Raw genomic sequence first — 17407 nt, forward strand, 5'->3', positions numbered from 1 at the left:
ATGGACGCAGCAGGTATCGCAATACCGCTTACAGAGGCAATGGAAAATCTGCAAAAGAGTGGGTCGGTAAGTAACCACTTTATGCTGGTGCCCCATGGCTATGAGCAGGGTGCCGCATCGCAGGTTTGGATCGGGGCCCACGTCGACGAGCCCATAGAGCGCCTGTGGCTGCGCTGTGAACCGATTGCACCGGATAACGGAGAGAACATACCCCCAGTCTCTGAAACCTCCTGCCGGGATATTCCCTTGCAACTGGATCGCCGCGCCGAGGGGCTTCGTTTTACACTGTTATCCATACCTACTGCACCGGGGTGCCACTACCGCCTGTCGCTCTGGCGGTGGGAAAGTGAAGAATGCGGCGGTGCCTCGTTGCTGGCGGAGGCATGGTGCCGCGGCAAGCCGGGCTCACTGGGTAAGGGATTCAACCTCTGGTTTGGCACCTGTTTTTATCGCCACACGGACCATGGCGCGCTGGCGGAAGCGTTTGACGGGCTGCCGGCAGAATACCGGCCGGATGTTTCTGTACTGGGAGGTGATCAGGTCTACCTGGATACGGCTTTCTCCAACCGCGGATTGATTTTTACTCCGGGTTTCAGCAGCGCCAATTTTTCTCCACTGCTGTTTCGTGCACCCGCGAAGATCCGCCGCCTGCTCAACCGGATCTTTAGCCGGGAATATCGGGAAACCTGGAGCGGTGGACTGCGTACATTACTCAGCCGCGGCCAGCACTATTTTCTTGCCGGAGACCATGAGTTCTGGAACGACTACCCCAATCCGCCCGGATTCCTGCCCGCACTGTGGTCGGGAAAAGTGCGCGATATCTGGAGGGAATGTGCTCGCAAGCTGTTCGATGCCTACCAGTTGCCGTGCGGCAAAACTTCCGGCGTGTTCGATATCGGCCAGGACCTGAGTGTTTTCATTCTGGATACCCGCTTGCAGCGGGGCCGCGGGCGTGACAGTCAGTTTACCGATGATGCCACCATGGAGCGCTTGCAGCGCTGGCTGCGAGAATTGCGTAACCCCGGCGTGCTGGTGCTTCCCGCTCCAATACTGACTCGCTGGCAATCTCGCGGCGTCCGCGCGCTTATGGTCAGGCTGGGGCTGGGAGACCATACCCTGGCAGATACCGGGCAGTACGAGTTGCTGGTGCGGGCGCTGAATGACTGCCCTCAGGATATTGTGATTGTGGCCGGCGATGTCCACTTCAGTCGGCTTGCCCGGTTTAACCTGAATGGCAAGCAGGTGGTGGAAGTTGTCTCATCACCGCTGTCGTGCCTGCCCAGTGCGGCCGCGGCGGCAAATCAGGACCCGGTTTTGTTTCCCGACAGGCCGGCAGAGGGTATTGCTGCGGAGGTGGAATACCTGAAGGCCGGGACTACACGGCCGCACAAGCGCGCCGTTATCAGCAACAACAATTTCGTCACACTCAATTTCACCCGTGCGGACGCCGGGGTTGCTGTAGACGTGGTGTGCTGGAATATCAGTGGGCGAAACGAGCGCGGCGAACCGGCGGTGGACTGGGAAAGCCGACAATTGCTTTTGCGATCGAAAAATAACGAAAAATCATCATGACCAAACAACTGTTTATTCCCCTGGGCCCCGTTCTGGCTGCCGGGTTTTATTTTCTGCTGACAACGCTGGGGATGGCATATTTGCCCGCGGTTACTGCGGCGATCACCTTTCTGACGGTAATCTGGTGGATTACCGAGGCGCTGCCTATCCCCGCAACGTCGATTGTGCCTTTCGTGCTGCTGCCGTTGTTTGGAGTAACAGACCACAAGCTGGTGGCCTCTTCCCTTGGCAGCCATGTAATTTTGCTGCTGATGGGCGCCTTTATGTTGTCCAAGGCGCTGGAGAAAAGCGGGGCGCACGAGCGGCTGGCACTGTACATGCTCAAAGTGGTGGGCATTTCCAGCGGTCGGCGCCTGGTGCTCGGGTTTATGCTGGCGGCCGGTCTGTTGAGTATGTGGATCTCCAATACCGCGACCACCCTGATGATGTTGCCCATTGCCCTGGCGATTCTTTCGCGGGCAGACAACCACCGGCTGACGATTGCGCTGGTTCTGGGAATTGCCTACGCCGCCAGTCTCGGCGGTGTCGGCAGTCCACTGGGCACGCCGCCCAATGTCATTTTTATGGGGATCTATGAGGAAGTCACTGGACGGGAATTCAGCTTCCTCAGCTGGATGAAAATCGGCTTGCCGGTGGTGCTGATTACCCTGCCCATCATGGCACTTTGGTTGACCCGGGGTATTCACCTGCACAAATCTCTCGAGGCGCCTGTAGTTGGCGAGTGGCGGCCAGAGGAAGTGCGCACACTGCTGGTGTTTGGAGTGGCCATCCTGTTCTGGGTTACCCGCAACGAACCCTTCGGTGGCTGGAGCGAACTCCTGGGTGTCGACGCGGCCGGGGACAGTACAGTGGCACTGGGTGCGGTGGTATTGATGTTCCTTGTTCCCAACGGCAAGGGTGGGCGCTTGCTGGACTGGCAAACTGCCGAGAGTATTCCCTGGGGCATGTTGCTGCTGTTTGCCGGTGGTATCGCCATCGCCAAGGGGTTCACTGCATCGGGGCTCAGCGACATGATGGGGGAGGGGCTCAGGTTCCTGACGGCCATGCCCTTGTGGTTGATGCTGGTGTTGTTGTGCCTGTCGGTCACCTTCCTTACGGAAATTACCAGCAATACCGCTACCGCCACTCTGTTGATGCCAATCCTCGCGGTGGTTGCGACCAGTGCCGGATTTGATCCCATGGTATTGATGATCCCGGCAGCCATGTGTGCCAGCTGTGCGTTCATGCTGCCGGTGGCCACCGCACCCAATGCGATCGCCTACGGTACCGGCAAGGTACGGATCCAGGAAATGGTGCGGGAAGGGGCCGTGCTGAGTGTGCTTGCCTCCCTGATCATTGCCGGTGTGTGCTGGGTGATGCTCGTTTAAGGTGAAGTCGCAGGGTTTATGCTGCTGAAAATACGCTATGCATCAGTGTATCCATCTGATCGTTGATGTTTTTGCGCATTATTACTCTGCAAAATCGCGCGCTAGCCCTTGTTCTTGATCTCGCCCGGTGAATTGGGTTTCCTAGACGGTTTCAGATGAACCCCGGAGGAATACTTAATAATGAAAAAATTATCCATACTGGCGGTGGCTGGTGTGCTCGCTGCCTGCTCGGGCGAATCTCCGGATGTAGCCGAACAGAAGGTAACTCAGAAAATGAGTGACGCTCACGCCGAAGCCCAGAACCCGACTGGAGAGAAGGCCTCGCTCGCCTATCCGCAAACCCGCAAAGACGATGTCGTTGACAGCTACTTTGGCACCCAGGTGGCGGATCCCTACCGCTGGCTGGAAGACGACCGCAGCGAGGAAACCGAAGCCTGGGTCAAGGCCCAGAACAAGGTGACCTTCAGCTATCTGGACCAGATCCCATACCGCGATGACCTGAAGCAGCGCCTGGAAAAGCTGTGGAACTACGAGAAAGTGGGCTCGCCCTTTAAAGAAGGTGACTATACCTATTTTTACCGCAACGATGGCTTGCAGAATCAGTATGTGGTTTGGCGTAAGAAAGGCGACGGTGAAGCAGAAATTTTCCTCGACCCGAATACGTTTAGTGAAGACGGCACCACGTCTCTGGCTACACTGAAGTTCTCCAAAGATGGCTCCATCGCGGCGTACTCTGTTTCCGAGGGCGGCAGTGACTGGCGCAAAATCTATGTGATCGATGCGGAGTCCAAAGAGCTTCTTGAAGAAGCGCTGGTGGATGTGAAGTTCTCCGGTATTTCCTGGAAGGGTAACGAAGGTTTCTACTATTCCAGTTATGACAAGCCAGAAGGCAGCGAACTGTCCGCGAAGACCGACCAGCACAAGCTGTACTACCACGAACTGGGGCAGCCCCAGTCCAAAGACACCCTGGTATTCGGTGGTACTGACGAACAGAAGCGCCGCTACGTTTCCGGCTATGTCACCGAAGACGACCGTTACCTGGTGATCTCCGGTGCGACGTCTACTTCCGGTAATGACCTGTTTATCCGCGATCTCACCAAACCCGATGCACCGCTGTTGCAGGTGCTGGGTGACTTTGATTCCGATACTTACGTGATCGACAATCAGGGCAGCAAGCTGTTCCTGGTTACCAACCGCGATGCACCAAACAAAAAAGTGGTTACCGTTGATGCTACGGATCCCGCCCCGGAAAACTGGCAGGACTTTATCGCGGAAACCGATAACGTGCTGACTGCCTCCACCGGTGGTGGCTACTTCTTTGCGGAATACATGGTGGACGCCCTGTCCCGCGTGTATCAGTACGATTACAACGGCAAGCGTGTGCGAGAGATTTCCCTGCCGGGTCCGGGTAGTGTTTCTTCTCCCAGCGGCAAGCGCGAGGATAAAACCCTCTACTACTCCTTCACCAACTACAAAACTCCGTCCACCATTTTCGCGTTTGATGTGGAAAATGGGGCTTCTGACGTGTATCGCGAGTCCGGTGCCCAGTTTGATCCGGCAGCGTACGAATCAAAGCAGGTGTTCTTCTCTTCCAAAGATGGCACCAAGGTGCCGATGATGATCACCTACAAGATGGGTCTGGAGCTCAACGGTAAAAACCCGACGATCCTATACGGCTATGGTGGTTTCAATGTCAGCCTGACGCCTTCGTTCAGTATTGCCAATGCGGTATGGCTGGAGCTGGGCGGCGTGTACGCGGTTCCCAATTTGCGCGGCGGTGGTGAGTACGGCAAACGCTGGCACGATGCGGGCACCAAGCTGCAGAAGCAGAATGTATTCGACGACTTTATTGCCGCCGGTGAATACCTGATCGACCAGGGCTACACCTCGAACGATTACCTGGCTATTCGCGGCGGCTCTAATGGTGGCCTGCTGGTCGGTGCGGTGATGACCCAGCGCCCGGACCTGGTGAAAGTGGCACTGCCTGCGGTGGGCGTGATGGATATGCTGCGTTATCACACCTTTACCGCCGGTGCAGGTTGGGCCTATGACTATGGCACCGCCGAGCAGAGCGAGGAAATGTTCGAGTACCTGAAAGGCTACTCCCCGGTCCACAATGTGAAAGCAGGTGTGAACTATCCAGCCACTCTGGTCACTACTGCCGATCACGACGATCGCGTGGTGCCGGCACACTCCTTCAAGTTTGCCGCCGAGCTTCAGGACAAGCACCAGGGTATTGCGCCTACACTGATCCGCATTGAGACCAATGCTGGTCACGGTGCTGGTACGCCGGTATCGAAAACCATTGAGCAATATGCGGATATTTTCGGCTTCACCCTGTTCAACATGGGGGTGGCTGAACTTCCCGGCAGTTGATTTCTCACTGTTCGGATTGAACATGCAAAACCCGGCTTTCGCCGGGTTTTGTCATTTTTACGGCATCAAGTCCCGCCACAATGGACCCCGGGGTACCTTTTGATCCTCGATTCGACATATGATGCGGAGTCAATCACTTCCATGCCCAGATTTAATACTGCGCCCTGCGCAGAAAGCAGACCCATGCCACTACAGATTCAACTCAACACGCGCCCCTCGGTACTGCCGCTTTATTTCCGTGCACTCACTGCACGCAAACCCGGGCAGCTGACCGAAAAGCGGGAGTCAGTCCTCGCTACCGTCATTCTGCAGCGGCAATCCATAGACCCCGATCATTTACGCGAGTATCGAACCGTTTGTGGTTTTGAATCCGCTGCTGCTGTGCCGGCCACCTATCCGTTTGTGCTCGCTATGCCGTTGCAGCTGAACCTGCTGGTGTCCAAGGCGTTCCCGTTTCCGGTGTTGGGCGTGGTGCACGTGCGCAATCGTATTCGCCAGTATCGTGCGTTGGCGGAGCATGAGTTGCTGGATATTCACTGCGAACTTCTCGCGCCGGTACCGGTAAAACGCGGCTACGAGTTTGACCTGGTCACGCGGGTAACGGTGGCGGGTGAGCTGGTGTGGGAATGTGTGAGCACGCTATTGAGTCGTACCCGGCAGAGGAAGCCGGAAGGAGCGGGGGTTTCAGAACAGCGTGCGCGGGCGCGCGAAGTAGTTGAGTCTGTACAGGCTGGCAATGCCCGCTCCATGGAGTGGCAACTTCCCGCGGATATTGGGCGGCGCTATGCGCGGGTGTCCGGGGACAGGAATCCAATCCACCTTTTCGCTTCTACTGCCAAGCTGTTTGGTTTCCCGCGCGCCATTGCCCATGGTATGTGGTTGAAGGCCCACTGCCTCGCCTCACTGGCGGCCGCTGTGCCAGAAGCTCCGCTGTCTGCCGGATTTGAGTTCAACGTCGAGTTCAAGAAACCGGTATTGTTGCCCTCCCAGGTAGCTTTGCAGTTTCACTCGATTGAATGCGGATTGCGATTCAGTCTGGTCGATGGTGCCGGAAAACGTGCACATTTGACCGGGGGGATCGAGCCTCTCTAACCTCTCGGAAAATGGACTTGCTGCCGATGCGGGCCCCGCTGGCGGGCTGGGCAAAGGGCAAGACAAAAAGGGTAAAGGATAAAAAGGGTAAATGGTGGATTCAGAAAATCAGCAGCTGGCGGCAAAGCTTGGTGAGGTTCTTCAGCGCCTTGGGTGGAAGGCCACAGTTGCGGAGTCCTGCACCGGCGGCGCCATTGCCGCGGCCATCACTTCGGTATCGGGTGCCTCTGCCTGGTTTGATGGCTCTGTGGTGTCCTATTCGAATCGCATCAAGCGTGATTTACTCGGCGTGGACCAGCGCGACCTGGATGAGTTTGGTGCGGTCAGTGAAGCGGTAGTGCGTCAGATGGCTGTGGGGGTGCTCAACCGTCTGGACGCCAATCTTTCGGTCGCGGTGAGCGGTATTGCCGGGCCCGACGGCGGCAGTGACGAAAAACCGGTGGGTACAGTGTGGATTGGCTGGGCGCACGGTGAAGGGCAGGAACCGGTGCAGGCCGATGCGCGCCTGCTGCACCTTGATGGCAACCGCGCTCAGATTCAGTCCCAGGCTGTGAAGGAGGCCCTCAAGGGGATGCTCCAGATAGCCGAGTCTCACTGCAAGGACTGAGTCGGCCTGCAGGCCCTGGACTTATCAAATGTGGTCACCGGGAGATCTTCCTGGTACCGACCATCAATTCCGGATTACTGGTTGCTTATACAGTAATTTTTCTCTAAGCTCCCTCCCATAACCAATCTTCAAGTACATGGGAAGGGTCATGGATTCCAACAAAGACAAGGCTTTACAGGCGGCGCTGTCACAGATCGAGCGCCAGTTCGGCAAGGGCACCGTCATGCGCATGGGGGATAAGGAGCGCGTTCGTATCCCCGCAATCTCCACCGGTTCTCTGGGCCTGGACGTAGCGCTGGGTATTGGCGGTCTTCCCCGTGGACGTATTGTTGAGATTTACGGCCCTGAATCCTCCGGTAAAACCACCCTGACCCTGCAGGTGATCGCCGAAGCCCAGCGCAAGGGCGGCACCTGTGCGTTCGTGGATGCGGAGCACGCGCTGGACCCGATCTACGCCGAGAAGCTGGGCGTGAATGTCGATGAGCTGATCGTTTCCCAGCCGGATACCGGCGAGCAGGCGCTGGAAGTGGCGGATATGCTGGTGCGCTCCGGTGCCGTGGATGTGCTGGTTGTGGACTCCGTAGCCGCACTGACGCCGCGCGCCGAGATCGAAGGCGAGATGGGGGATTCCCACGTTGGCCTGCAGGCGCGACTGATGTCCCAGGCGCTGCGTAAACTGACCGGTAACATCAAAAATACCAACACCCTGTGTGTGTTCATCAACCAGATCCGTATGAAGATCGGTGTGATGTTCGGCTCCCCGGAAACCACCACTGGCGGTAACGCGCTCAAGTTCTACTCCTCTGTGCGCCTGGACATCCGCCGCATCGGCTCTGTGAAAGAGGGCGATGAAGTGGTCGGTAACGAGACCCGGGTCAAGGTGGTGAAGAACAAGGTGGCGCCGCCGTTCAAGCAGACTGAGTTCCAGATCATGTACGGAGCAGGTATCAACCTGCTGGGCGAGATCATCGATTACGGTGTGAAGATGGGCCTGATAGACAAGGCCGGCGCCTGGTACAGCTACAAGGGCGACAAGATCGGCCAGGGCAAGGCCAACGCGGTCAAGTTCCTCAAGGAAAATACCGATATTCGCGACGATATCGAATCCCAGCTGCGCGCTCAGCTTCTGGGGGATGTCGTGGCGCAGCCTGAAGAAGTGGAAGCTGCGGAAGACTGATCTTGTCTTTCCCTGATGACAAATCCGGCAGTCAGTCTTCCTGGCTGTCGGGCTCCTTTCCTGAGTCCGCTCCCCTCTCCGACTCGCCTGAGATTCCCCAAGCATCCGCGGAATCTTCAGAAGCCTTCCAGCTGATGTTCAGTCACGCGATGGAGCTCCTCTCCCGCCGCGAGCACTCTTGTCACGAATTGCGCCAGAAGCTTGGCAAGAAGCACCCTCTTGGTGATTTTGATGCTGTGCTACTGCGCCTGCAGGAGCTTAACTATCAGTCCGACCAGCGATTCGCCGAGGTGTTTTGCCGCTCCCGGGTGCAGCGGGGGCAGGGGCCACTGCGTATTCGGCAGGAGTTGCAGTTGCGCGGTATCCACACCGCTCTGGCGCAGGCGGCGATGGACCAATTGCAGCAAGAGGTGGACTGGTTCGAGTTGGCCCTGGAGCAGTTGCAGCGCAAATTCCGGCGCCCCATAGATCCCGCACAGGATCGCCTGCAGCAGGCAAAAGAGCGTGCCCGTCGCCAGCGATACCTGGCATACCGGGGCTTTTTCAGTGATGCCATCCAATTCGCCATTGCCGAGCTGGATGCCAGTGGTGGTGCAGAATCCGGGGTCGATACGGGGTTCTAGAGAGCGTATATACTGGCAGATGAGTAATCGGTCTGCGCTTTCAAATAAAGCGGACAATAACGAAAAGTGAGCCGCGATGATTCTCTCTATCGACCAGGGTACAACGGGTACCACGGCGTTTGTCTTTGATACCGAAGGCCGCTTGCGCGGTCGCAGTTATTCCGAATTTCCCCAGTATTATCCCCGTCCCGGCTGGGTTGAGCACGATGCGGAGGAAATCTGGCAGGTCACACTCAAGGTGTGCGCCGCTGCATTACAGCGCGCCGGTATAGAAGCTCGGGATCTGACGGCGCTGGGCATCACCAACCAGCGGGAAACCACCGTGCTGTGGGATCGCCATACCGGGAAACCGGTGCACCGGGCCATCGTCTGGCAGTGCCGCCGCTCTGCAGGAATCTGTAGCGAGTTGCGCGAGGCTGGTGCCGAGTCCATGGTGAGGGCAAAGACCGGTTTGCTGCTTGATGCCTATTTCTCGGCCAGCAAACTACGGTGGATCTTCCGACAGTCGCCGGACCTGTATCGCCGGGCGGTGGCTGGCGATCTCTGTTTTGGCACCATCGACAGCTGGCTAATCTGGCAGTTGACCGGCGGTAAAGCCCACCTCACTGACCACAGCAATGCCAGCAGAACCCTGTTGTATGACCTGGACCGGCGCCAATGGGACAGCGAGCTATTAAAGCTGTTTGACTGCCCACCCTCGATTTTGCCGGAAATTCGCCCCTCCGCGGGTTACTTCGCAACCACCGACCCCGCAGCGTTTCTCGGCGCTCAAGTACCGATTACCGGCGTCGCCGGCGACCAGCAGGCCGCGCTATTCGGTCAGGGCTGTGTTGCGCCCGGCAGCCTTAAAAACACCTATGGGACCGGTTGCTTCATGCTCGCCTGCGCGGGTTCCTCGCGGCCGCTGGTTCCAGAGGGGCTGCTCACCACCGTGGCCTGTGATGCTGCAGGTCAGCCCCAGTTTGCGATCGAGGGTTCCGTGTTTAATGGCGGCGCCGCCGTGCAGTGGTTGCGGGATGATCTCGGCGTGATCCAGCAGGCAGCAGAAACCGAGCAGATTGCACAGAGTATTCCGGACACCCGTGGTGTTTATCTGGTGCCGGCTTTCAGTGGATTGGGCGCGCCGCACTGGGATGCCGTAGCCCGCGGTTCCATCTTCGGTCTTACCCGCGGTGCGGGGCGTGCGGAGATCGTGCGCGCTACCCTGGAATCCATTGCCTTTCAGAGTCACGAGCTCGCCCAGCTGATGGCACAGGCGCTGGGCATGGAACTGCAGTGTCTGCGGGTGGATGGCGGCGCCAGCGCGAATGGTTTCCTGATGCAGTTCCAGGCGGACATTTCCCGCTTGCGGGTGGAACGTCCGCGCCAGATAGAAACCACCGCAGTGGGCGCGGCATTATTGGCGGGTCTTGGCGCGGGCGTGTGGCAGTGCGACGGCCTGCCGGAGTCGCTGGTGGACGTAGAGCAGGACTTCCTGCCGCAGATGGGCGAGCTGCAACGCCGGGAGCTACTGGAAGGGTGGACGCGCGCTGTGGCGTCCTGCCGAACCTTCCGGGAGGCCCAGTAAAATCTTGCGGGCGGGAAAGTCGCTGGCGGGAGAGCGCAATTCGTTGTACAAATTACCCAGTATCAGGCCGGTAATACTCCGCCGGTAATGCTCCGAGAGTATCGGGGTGGCAATATCCTCGAATAATCATAAGAATCAGGAGAGTGCCATGTATTTCGAGTCACGCGGTTTTCGTTTGCACTACCGACGCTGGTGGGTTGAAAACGCCCTGGCCGTGGTTGTGGTTTCCCACGGTCTGGGAGAGCACAGTGGCCGCTACCGAGCCATTGCCCGCGAGCTCAACGCGCACGGGTACAGCGTCTACGCGCTGGATCATTTTGGTCACGGCCAGTCCCCTGGACGCAGGGGCGATATCGAACATTTCTCCTGCTATTCATCAGATCTTTGCCAATTTATCCGTGCAGTGCACCACGAGAACCCGGGCCTGGGGCTTCATCTACTTGGGCACAGTATGGGGGCGGTCATCGCCTGCGATGCGCTGGTGTCTGACGAGGAGGGGGTATCCGACGAGGAGGGGGCGGCAGTAGATAGCCTGATTCTGTCTGCGCCCGCGTTTGCCGGTAGTAATGAGCCGGGCGCTTTCGAGGTGTCTCTGATCCGGTTGCTGGCGCGGGTTTGCCCCGGCCTTTCTTTGTCCAACCGGCTGCAGACTGAGGCGATCAGCCGTGATCCGGACATTGTTCGCGAGTACTGCGCCGACGATCTGGTGCACAACCGGGTAACGCCGCGCTGGTTCCTGGGGTATCGGGAGGCCCGTGAGCAATTACTGGCGCACCCGCAAACAATTGCGTTTCCGACCCTGACCCTGCTGCCGGAAGGGGATCGCCTGGTGGACCCTGCCGTCACTCATCAGTGGCATGATCGGCTGCAGGGGGAGCACCATCAACTGCGTACTTTTGCGGGGGCCTACCACGAGATACTGAACGAACCTGGCTCGGGGGAGGAGGCACTGGCCGCGTTGCTAGAGCATTTGCGCCTGTACACCCCGGTATCCACTCAGCAGTCTCCGCCTCAGCGGCTTGGTGCCGGTGCCTGATTGCCGGCTTTTTCCCGTACTGGTCTAACACCACCACAGTCTCTGGCCTCCCGCGCCGGGATTTCTCCCGTCGGCCGTGAAAACCCCTAAAAAGCGTTGTACCATACGCGGTCATTTTTGACCCGCAGCCCAGTCGTCACGGGCTGTGGGCTTATGCAGAGTGAATCATGGACAAAAAACTACTGAGTCTGCTGGTCTGTCCGGTCAGCAAGGCGCCGTTGGAGTATCGCGAAGAGTCTCAGGAGCTGGTTTGCAAGGCCAGTGGTCTGGCGTACCCGGTGCGCGATGGCATTCCTGTGATGCTGGAGTCGGAGGCGCGGCAGCTGACGGTAGACGAGAAGCTGGAAAAGTAACCCTCGGACAAGCGTTGCCCGGGGGCAATAGTGATGTCCGGTGGTGGCTGATCGCAGGAGGCGACTATGGAAGAGCGCAGTGTTTTCACGCGGATCATGGATGGCGAGGTGCCAAGTCGGCTCCTTTATGAAGATGACCAGTGTATTGTCATCGAGGACCGCGCGCCGAAGGCGCCCACCCACCTGTTAATCATTCCTCGTAAACCGCTGGTCAATCTGGCGGATGCGGAGGAGGGCGACGTGCCATTGTTGGGGCACCTGATGTGGGTGGCTTCGGAGATGGCGCGACGCCTGAACCTGGAAGCGGGCTTTCGCCTGGTGGTCAACAACGGCCGCGAAGCGGGGCAAACCGTATTTCATCTGCATATCCATTTACTGGCCCAGCGCGAGATGCCCGAAGCTGGCCTTGCCGAAGACCTGTAGGGCTGAACATTGGCGGCGCAGTCTGTGCGCCGACACAAATTTTTTCTGATGATGTGGAAGTTGGCTGAATGAAGAGCGCACAGATACGCGAAGCATTTCTCAATTATTTTGCCGAGCAGGGGCACACCCGTGTCGCCTCCAGTTCGCTGGTGCCGGGGAATGACCCCACGCTGTTGTTCACCAACGCCGGGATGGTGCAGTTCAAGGACACCTTCCTCGGCCAGGAGTCGCGCCCATATGTGCGTGCCACCAGTTCACAGCGCTGTGTGCGTGCCGGTGGCAAACACAACGACCTGGAAAATGTCGGTTATACCGCGCGCCACCACACGTTTTTCGAGATGCTGGGCAACTTCAGCTTTGGTGACTACTTCAAGCGCGAGGCTATTCAGTTTGCGTGGCAGTTCCTGACCGAGGTTCTGCAGTTGCCGCCGGAGCGCCTGTGGGTAACTGTTCATATCAGTGACGATGAGGCCGCGGATATCTGGCTGAAAGAGATGGGCGTCAGTGCCGATCGGTTCTCTCGTTTGGACGAAGACAATTTCTGGCAGATGGGAGATACAGGCCCCTGTGGTCCCAGCTCGGAGATTTTCTACGATCACGGCGAAGACGTGCCCGGCGGTCCTCCCGGTTCCGAGAATGACGACCTCGACCGCTATATCGAGATCTGGAACCTGGTATTCATGCAGTTTGAACGCTCTGCAGATGGCGAACTGCACCCGCTGCCCAAACCCTCGGTAGATACCGGTATGGGGCTGGAGCGTATTGCTGCGGTGATGCAGGGAGTGCACTCCAACTACGAGATCGACCTGTTCCAGGCGCTGCTCAAGTCCGCGGGCGAGATTGTCGGCTGCGACGACACCGAGGAGAAATCCCTCCGTGTGATTGCCGATCATATTCGCTCCTGCTCCTTCCTGATCGCCGACGGCGTGATGCCGTCCAATGAAGGGCGTGGGTTCGTACTGCGCCGGATTATTCGCCGTGCAGTGCGCCACGGTCACAAGCTGGGGCACAAGGAGATTTTCTTCCACAAGCTGGTTGCTGCACTGGTAGAGCAGATGGGTGATGCTTACCCGGAGCTGCGCGAGAAACAGTCCATTATCGAAAACGCCCTGCGCAAAGAAGAAGAGCAGTTTGCGAAAACTCTGGATAAGGGGCTGGCGCTGCTGGATGACGCGCTGGCTTCCCTTGAGGGAACCGAAGTGCCGGGCGAGCTGGTGTTTACCCTCCACGACACTTACGGCTTCCCCACCGACCTGACTCAGGATATTGCCCGCGAGCGCGGGCTCACTCTGGATATGGCAGGTTACGAAGAGGCCATGAATGCGCAGCGCGAACGCGCCCGCGCCGCCGGCAAGTTTAAACAGGACTACACCGGCAATATCGACCTCCAGGGCAGCACGGAATTTCTTGGCTACGCCTGCACTGAAGCCACCGGCAAGGTGGTGGCTATCGTTAAAGATGGCGAGCAGGTGCAAACCCTGGAAGAGGGTGAAGCCGGTGATGTGGTATTGGATCGCACACCGTTTTACGCGGAATCCGGTGGCCAGGTAGGCGACAGCGGATATCTTCAGGCTGGTAGTGGCCGCTTTGAGGTGACCGACTGTGTGAAGCTTGGTGATCACCATTTGCATCAGGGCAAACTGCTGTCGGGCAGCGTTTCCGTAGGTGACGAAGTGGAAGCGCAAGTCGCCGGCGATGTGCGTCAGTCCACCGCACTGAACCACTCGGCAACCCACCTGCTGCATGCGGCCCTGCGCAAAGTGCTTGGCGAGCATGTAACCCAGAAGGGGTCACTGGTGGATTCCGAGCGCCTGCGTTTCGACTTCTCGCACCCGGAGGCGGTAACTTCCAAGCAGTTGCGTGCTATCGAGGCGCTGGTCAACAGTCAGATTCGCGCGAATACCCCGGTAGAAACCGAGGAAACGGATATCGAAACGGCCAAGGCCAAGGGGGCCATGGCGCTGTTTGGTGAGAAATACGGCGATAGCGTGCGTGTTCTCTCCATGGGGGAGCGTACCGATGGCGGTGCCTTCTCGGTTGAGCTGTGTGGCGGTACCCACGTCAACCGCACCGGTGACATTGGCCTGTTACGTATTGTGGGTGAGAGCGGCATCGCCTCCGGCCAGCGCCGCATCGAAGCGGTAACCGGAGCGCACGCACTTGCGCTGTTCGATCAGGCACAACAGCGACTTGATCACGCAGCGGCAGTGTTGAAAGCGCGCCCGGATACGCTTGCCGACAAAGTCGAGCAGTTGCTGGCCAATAACCGCAAGCTGGAGAAAGAGCTCGCGCAGCTGAAAACCCGCCTCGCCAGTGGCGCTGGTGGCGATCTGACAGCGCAGGCGGTTGAGGTTGAAGGTGTAAAAGTACTAGCGGCCTCCATTGACGGTGCGGATCCCAAGTCCTTGCGCGATCTGGCGGATCAGATGAAGAACAAGCTTGGGAGTGGCATCGTTTTGCTCGCTGCACCCGGCGAAGACAAGGTGGCCCTGGTCGCTGCGGTAACCAAGGATCTGACCAAGCGCCTGGCAGCGGGAGACCTGATGCGTTTTGCCGCCGCTGAGCTGGGCGGCAAGGGCGGCGGTCGCCCCGACATGGCCCAGGGTGGTGGTTCAGATCTGGAAGCGCTTCCTGGGCTGTTGAAAAACGTCCCTGACTGGGTGAAAAGCAATATCAAGTGAAACCATCAGCCGAATGTGTCGACAAACCATGATCTGTCGACGTCATCTCGGTGATATTTGTGTGTTTTCAGTTGATTTGCCTTTGGTTTGGTGATGTAGTGCGCGACGCGCGCGCGTCAGGTGGCGCGCAAAAGGGCAGTAAGGAACACTAGAGCGATGAGTTTGTTCGTGCAGAAATACGGCGGCACTTCGGTAGGCTCCATCGAGCGTATCGAGGCGGTTGCCGACAAGGTGGCTGGCTTTAGGGCCCAGGGTCACGACATGGTGGTGGTCTTGTCCGCAATGAGCGGGGAGACCAATCGCCTGATCGATCTGGCTCGTCAGATCCAGGAGCATCCGGATCCCCGGGAGATGGATGTGCTGGTATCTACTGGCGAGCAGGTCACCATTGCGCTATTGAGTATGGCGCTGAAAAAGCGTGGCTATGACGCCTGCTCCTATACCGGTGGTCAGGTAAAGATCCTTACCGACAATGCTCATACCAAGGCGCGTATCCAGCGCATTGACGTCGAGCGTATGCGTCGCGACCTGGACGCGGGCAAAGTGGTGGTTGTGGCAGGTTTCCAGGGAGTCGATGACAACGGAAATATCACGACCCTCGGTCGCGGAGGCTCCGATACCACCGGCGTCGCGCTGGCCGCGGCTCTTGATGCCACCGAGTGCCAGATTTACACCGACGTAGACGGTGTTTACACCACTGACCCCCGTGTAGTGGACAGTGCCCGTCGCCTCGATCGTATTACCTTTGAAGAAATGCTCGAGATGGCGAGCCTTGGCTCAAAAGTGTTGCAGATTCGAGCAGTAGAGTTCGCCGGTAAGTACAAGGTGCCTCTGCGTGTGCTCTCTACATTTGAAGAGGGCAACGGCACACTGATTAGTCTTGATGAGGAAGACAACGAGATGGAACAGCCTGTAGTCTCCGGCATTGCGTTTAACCGCGACGAGGCAAAACTGACAATTCGCGGCGTGCCGGACACTCCCGGTGTTGCCTGTCGCATTCTGGCCCCCGTTGGCGCAGAAAACATCGAAGTCGATGTAATCGTTCAGAACATCAGTGCAATCGACGGCACTACAGACTTCACATTCACTGTGCACCGCAATGACCTCAGCAAGGCGCGCGGAGTTCTCGAGCGTGTGGCGGAAGAGCTGGGTGCGCGGGAAGTGGTGTCTGACGACAAGATAGCCAAGGTATCGATTGTCGGTGTAGGTATGCGGTCCCATGCCAATGTGGCATCGCGTATGTTCGAGGCACTGGGTGAAGACAACATCAACATTCAGATGATCACCACCTCTGAAATCAAGATTTCCGTGATTATCGACGAGCGCTACCTGGAGCTGGCGGTGCGTGCTCTACACAGTGCATTTGAGCTATCTGAACCCAAGGCCGCAGAGTAGCTATAACCAGAGTGATGGATGCGACCAGCAATCATAGCGATTCGGTTGTGTGGCGTGTGGTCCGACCTATTGAGATTTTCAGCGTCTGGACGATACTGAATAAAGTGACGGACAAGATTCCCGGTTTGAAGCGTTCTCGGGTTATTATGACTCAAGGCGCGCGCCAGGGATAACCGGTCGTGCCAAATCACAGGATGATCAAGGAGAAGTAGGTAATGTTGATTTTAACCCGCCGTATCGGTGAAACACTGATGGTTGGTGACAATGTGACGGTTACCGTATTGGGTGTGAAAGGCAACCAGGTACGAATCGGGGTCAATGCACCGAAGGAAGTTGCGGTTCACCGCGAGGAGATCTACCAGCGCATTCAGCGCGAGAAGCAGTCCTCCGATGACGGAAGTGCAGACTGACAGTAGCCGATCAGAAAGGGCCGCATCGCGGCCTTTTTTTGTGCCTGTATGATTTGTAGACGATCCTCAAGAAAACGCAAAAAGTTATTGATTCCCCATTGATTTTTACCTCGCCGTTGGTATGATGCCGCTCACTTTCAGCAGCCAAGACCAAGTGTCAAAAGTTGCTGTTGCCCTGAAGCTTTAAAGCAGCTCGGGGTGAAAAAGTTACGGTGAGGTGGCCGAGTGGCTGAAGGCGCGCCCCTGCTAAGGGCGTATGGGGTTAAACTCATCGAGGGTTCGAATCCCTCCCTCACCGCCATCTTTAAAAACACTCTCAGTTGAGGGTGTTTTTTTATGGGTAGAGCACAGAGATTTGTCTTCTACTCTTGCGGCAGCGGCATCTAGCCACGGCGGTAAAAAAGTTTGAAAAAACTGCTTGCTTGCCTTCGAGATGCTCCGTATAGTTCGCGCCCTCGCTGCTTGAGCGGCAACGCAAAACGCGGCGAGGAGGTAAGCTAAGTTATTGATTTTTAGTGGGTTTTGCTCCTAAAAAGAATTTCAGAAAGAGCTTGCCAAGCGAGATCGGCGCCATATAATGCGCGTCCTTCTCGGGGTTACCCAAGGGTAACCGAAGCATCGGAAAGCGTTGATTTGTAACGGTTTCGAGCTTCAAGAAAGTCTGCAAAAAAGCACTTGCTTCAGCAGATTGGATGTGTAAAATGCGCATCCCACAGTGAGGGCCGAGC

General features: G+C 57.6%; 15 protein-coding genes and 1 tRNA gene. 15 read left to right on the top strand and 1 reads right to left on the bottom strand.

Annotation, left to right across the window (positions count from 1 at the left end; translation table 11 throughout):
- Positions 1–39 precede the first annotated feature (39 nt).
- The 15 genes from LC059_RS17295 to LC059_RS17365 all read left to right on the top strand — a co-directional run bounded on the left by LC059_RS17295 (position 40) and on the right by LC059_RS17365 (position 16980).
- A complete protein-coding gene (locus LC059_RS17295) occupies positions 40–1572 on the top strand; it encodes a hypothetical protein (RefSeq protein WP_226705125.1) in 1533 nt (510 codons plus the stop codon).
- On the top strand, positions 1569–2939 hold the full coding sequence (locus LC059_RS17300) for an SLC13 family permease (RefSeq protein ID WP_226705126.1): 1371 nt from the start codon (positions 1569–1571) through the stop codon (positions 2937–2939). Before LC059_RS17295 ends, LC059_RS17300 begins: the two co-directional genes overlap by 4 nt.
- Before the next feature lie 180 nt (positions 2940–3119).
- Entirely contained in the window at positions 3120–5315 is a 2196-nt protein-coding gene (locus LC059_RS17305; protein ID WP_226705127.1) for a prolyl oligopeptidase family serine peptidase, read from the top strand.
- A gap of 183 nt (positions 5316–5498) precedes the next feature.
- A complete protein-coding gene (locus tag LC059_RS17310; RefSeq protein ID WP_226705128.1) occupies positions 5499–6407 on the top strand; it encodes a MaoC/PaaZ C-terminal domain-containing protein in 909 nt (302 codons plus the stop codon).
- A 91-nt stretch (positions 6408–6498) separates the two neighbouring features.
- The gene (locus tag LC059_RS17315) at positions 6499–7014 is read left to right on the top strand and encodes a CinA family protein (RefSeq protein WP_226705129.1); all 516 of its coding nucleotides are present in this window, start codon (positions 6499–6501) and stop codon (positions 7012–7014) included.
- Between the two features lie 148 nt (positions 7015–7162).
- Positions 7163–8191, top strand: a complete 1029-nt coding sequence (gene recA / locus LC059_RS17320) for a recombinase RecA (RefSeq protein WP_226705130.1) — start codon at positions 7163–7165, stop codon at positions 8189–8191.
- A 2-nt stretch (positions 8192–8193) separates the two neighbouring features.
- Positions 8194–8814: a regulatory protein RecX gene (locus LC059_RS17325; RefSeq protein WP_226705131.1), complete on the top strand. Its 621-nt coding sequence runs from the start codon at positions 8194–8196 to the stop codon at positions 8812–8814.
- Positions 8815–8890: 76 nt separating this feature from the next.
- Complete coding sequence (gene glpK, locus LC059_RS17330; RefSeq protein WP_226705132.1) at positions 8891–10381, top strand: glycerol kinase GlpK; 1491 nt, start codon at positions 8891–8893, stop codon at positions 10379–10381.
- Between the two features lie 148 nt (positions 10382–10529).
- A complete protein-coding gene (locus LC059_RS17335) occupies positions 10530–11417 on the top strand; it encodes an alpha/beta hydrolase (RefSeq protein WP_226705133.1) in 888 nt (295 codons plus the stop codon).
- A 164-nt stretch (positions 11418–11581) separates the two neighbouring features.
- Positions 11582–11770: a Trm112 family protein gene (locus tag LC059_RS17340; RefSeq protein WP_226705141.1), complete on the top strand. Its 189-nt coding sequence runs from the start codon at positions 11582–11584 to the stop codon at positions 11768–11770.
- A gap of 66 nt (positions 11771–11836) precedes the next feature.
- Positions 11837–12193, top strand: coding sequence for a histidine triad nucleotide-binding protein (locus LC059_RS17345; RefSeq protein ID WP_226705134.1), 357 nt, complete (start codon positions 11837–11839; stop codon positions 12191–12193).
- A gap of 68 nt (positions 12194–12261) precedes the next feature.
- Positions 12262–14874 (top strand): alanine--tRNA ligase, encoded by a 2613-nt coding sequence (gene alaS / locus LC059_RS17350; RefSeq protein ID WP_226705135.1) that lies wholly within the window; start codon positions 12262–12264, stop codon positions 14872–14874.
- 156 nt (positions 14875–15030) lie between these two features.
- Positions 15031–16269 (top strand): aspartate kinase, encoded by a 1239-nt coding sequence (locus LC059_RS17355; protein WP_226705136.1) that lies wholly within the window; start codon positions 15031–15033, stop codon positions 16267–16269.
- Between the two features lie 215 nt (positions 16270–16484).
- Positions 16485–16679: a carbon storage regulator CsrA gene (csrA, locus tag LC059_RS17360; protein WP_226705137.1), complete on the top strand. Its 195-nt coding sequence runs from the start codon at positions 16485–16487 to the stop codon at positions 16677–16679.
- A gap of 211 nt (positions 16680–16890) precedes the next feature.
- Positions 16891–16980, top strand: a tRNA-Ser gene (locus tag LC059_RS17365).
- A 201-nt stretch (positions 16981–17181) separates the two neighbouring features.
- Here LC059_RS17365 and LC059_RS17370 read toward each other — a convergent pair.
- On the bottom strand, positions 17182–17407 hold a 226-nt coding region (locus tag LC059_RS17370), incomplete at its 5' end, for a hypothetical protein (RefSeq protein WP_226705138.1).

Origin of the sequence: Microbulbifer elongatus, assembly GCF_020524885.1 — a bacterium.
GTDB lineage: Bacteria > Pseudomonadota > Gammaproteobacteria > Pseudomonadales > Cellvibrionaceae > Microbulbifer > Microbulbifer elongatus_A.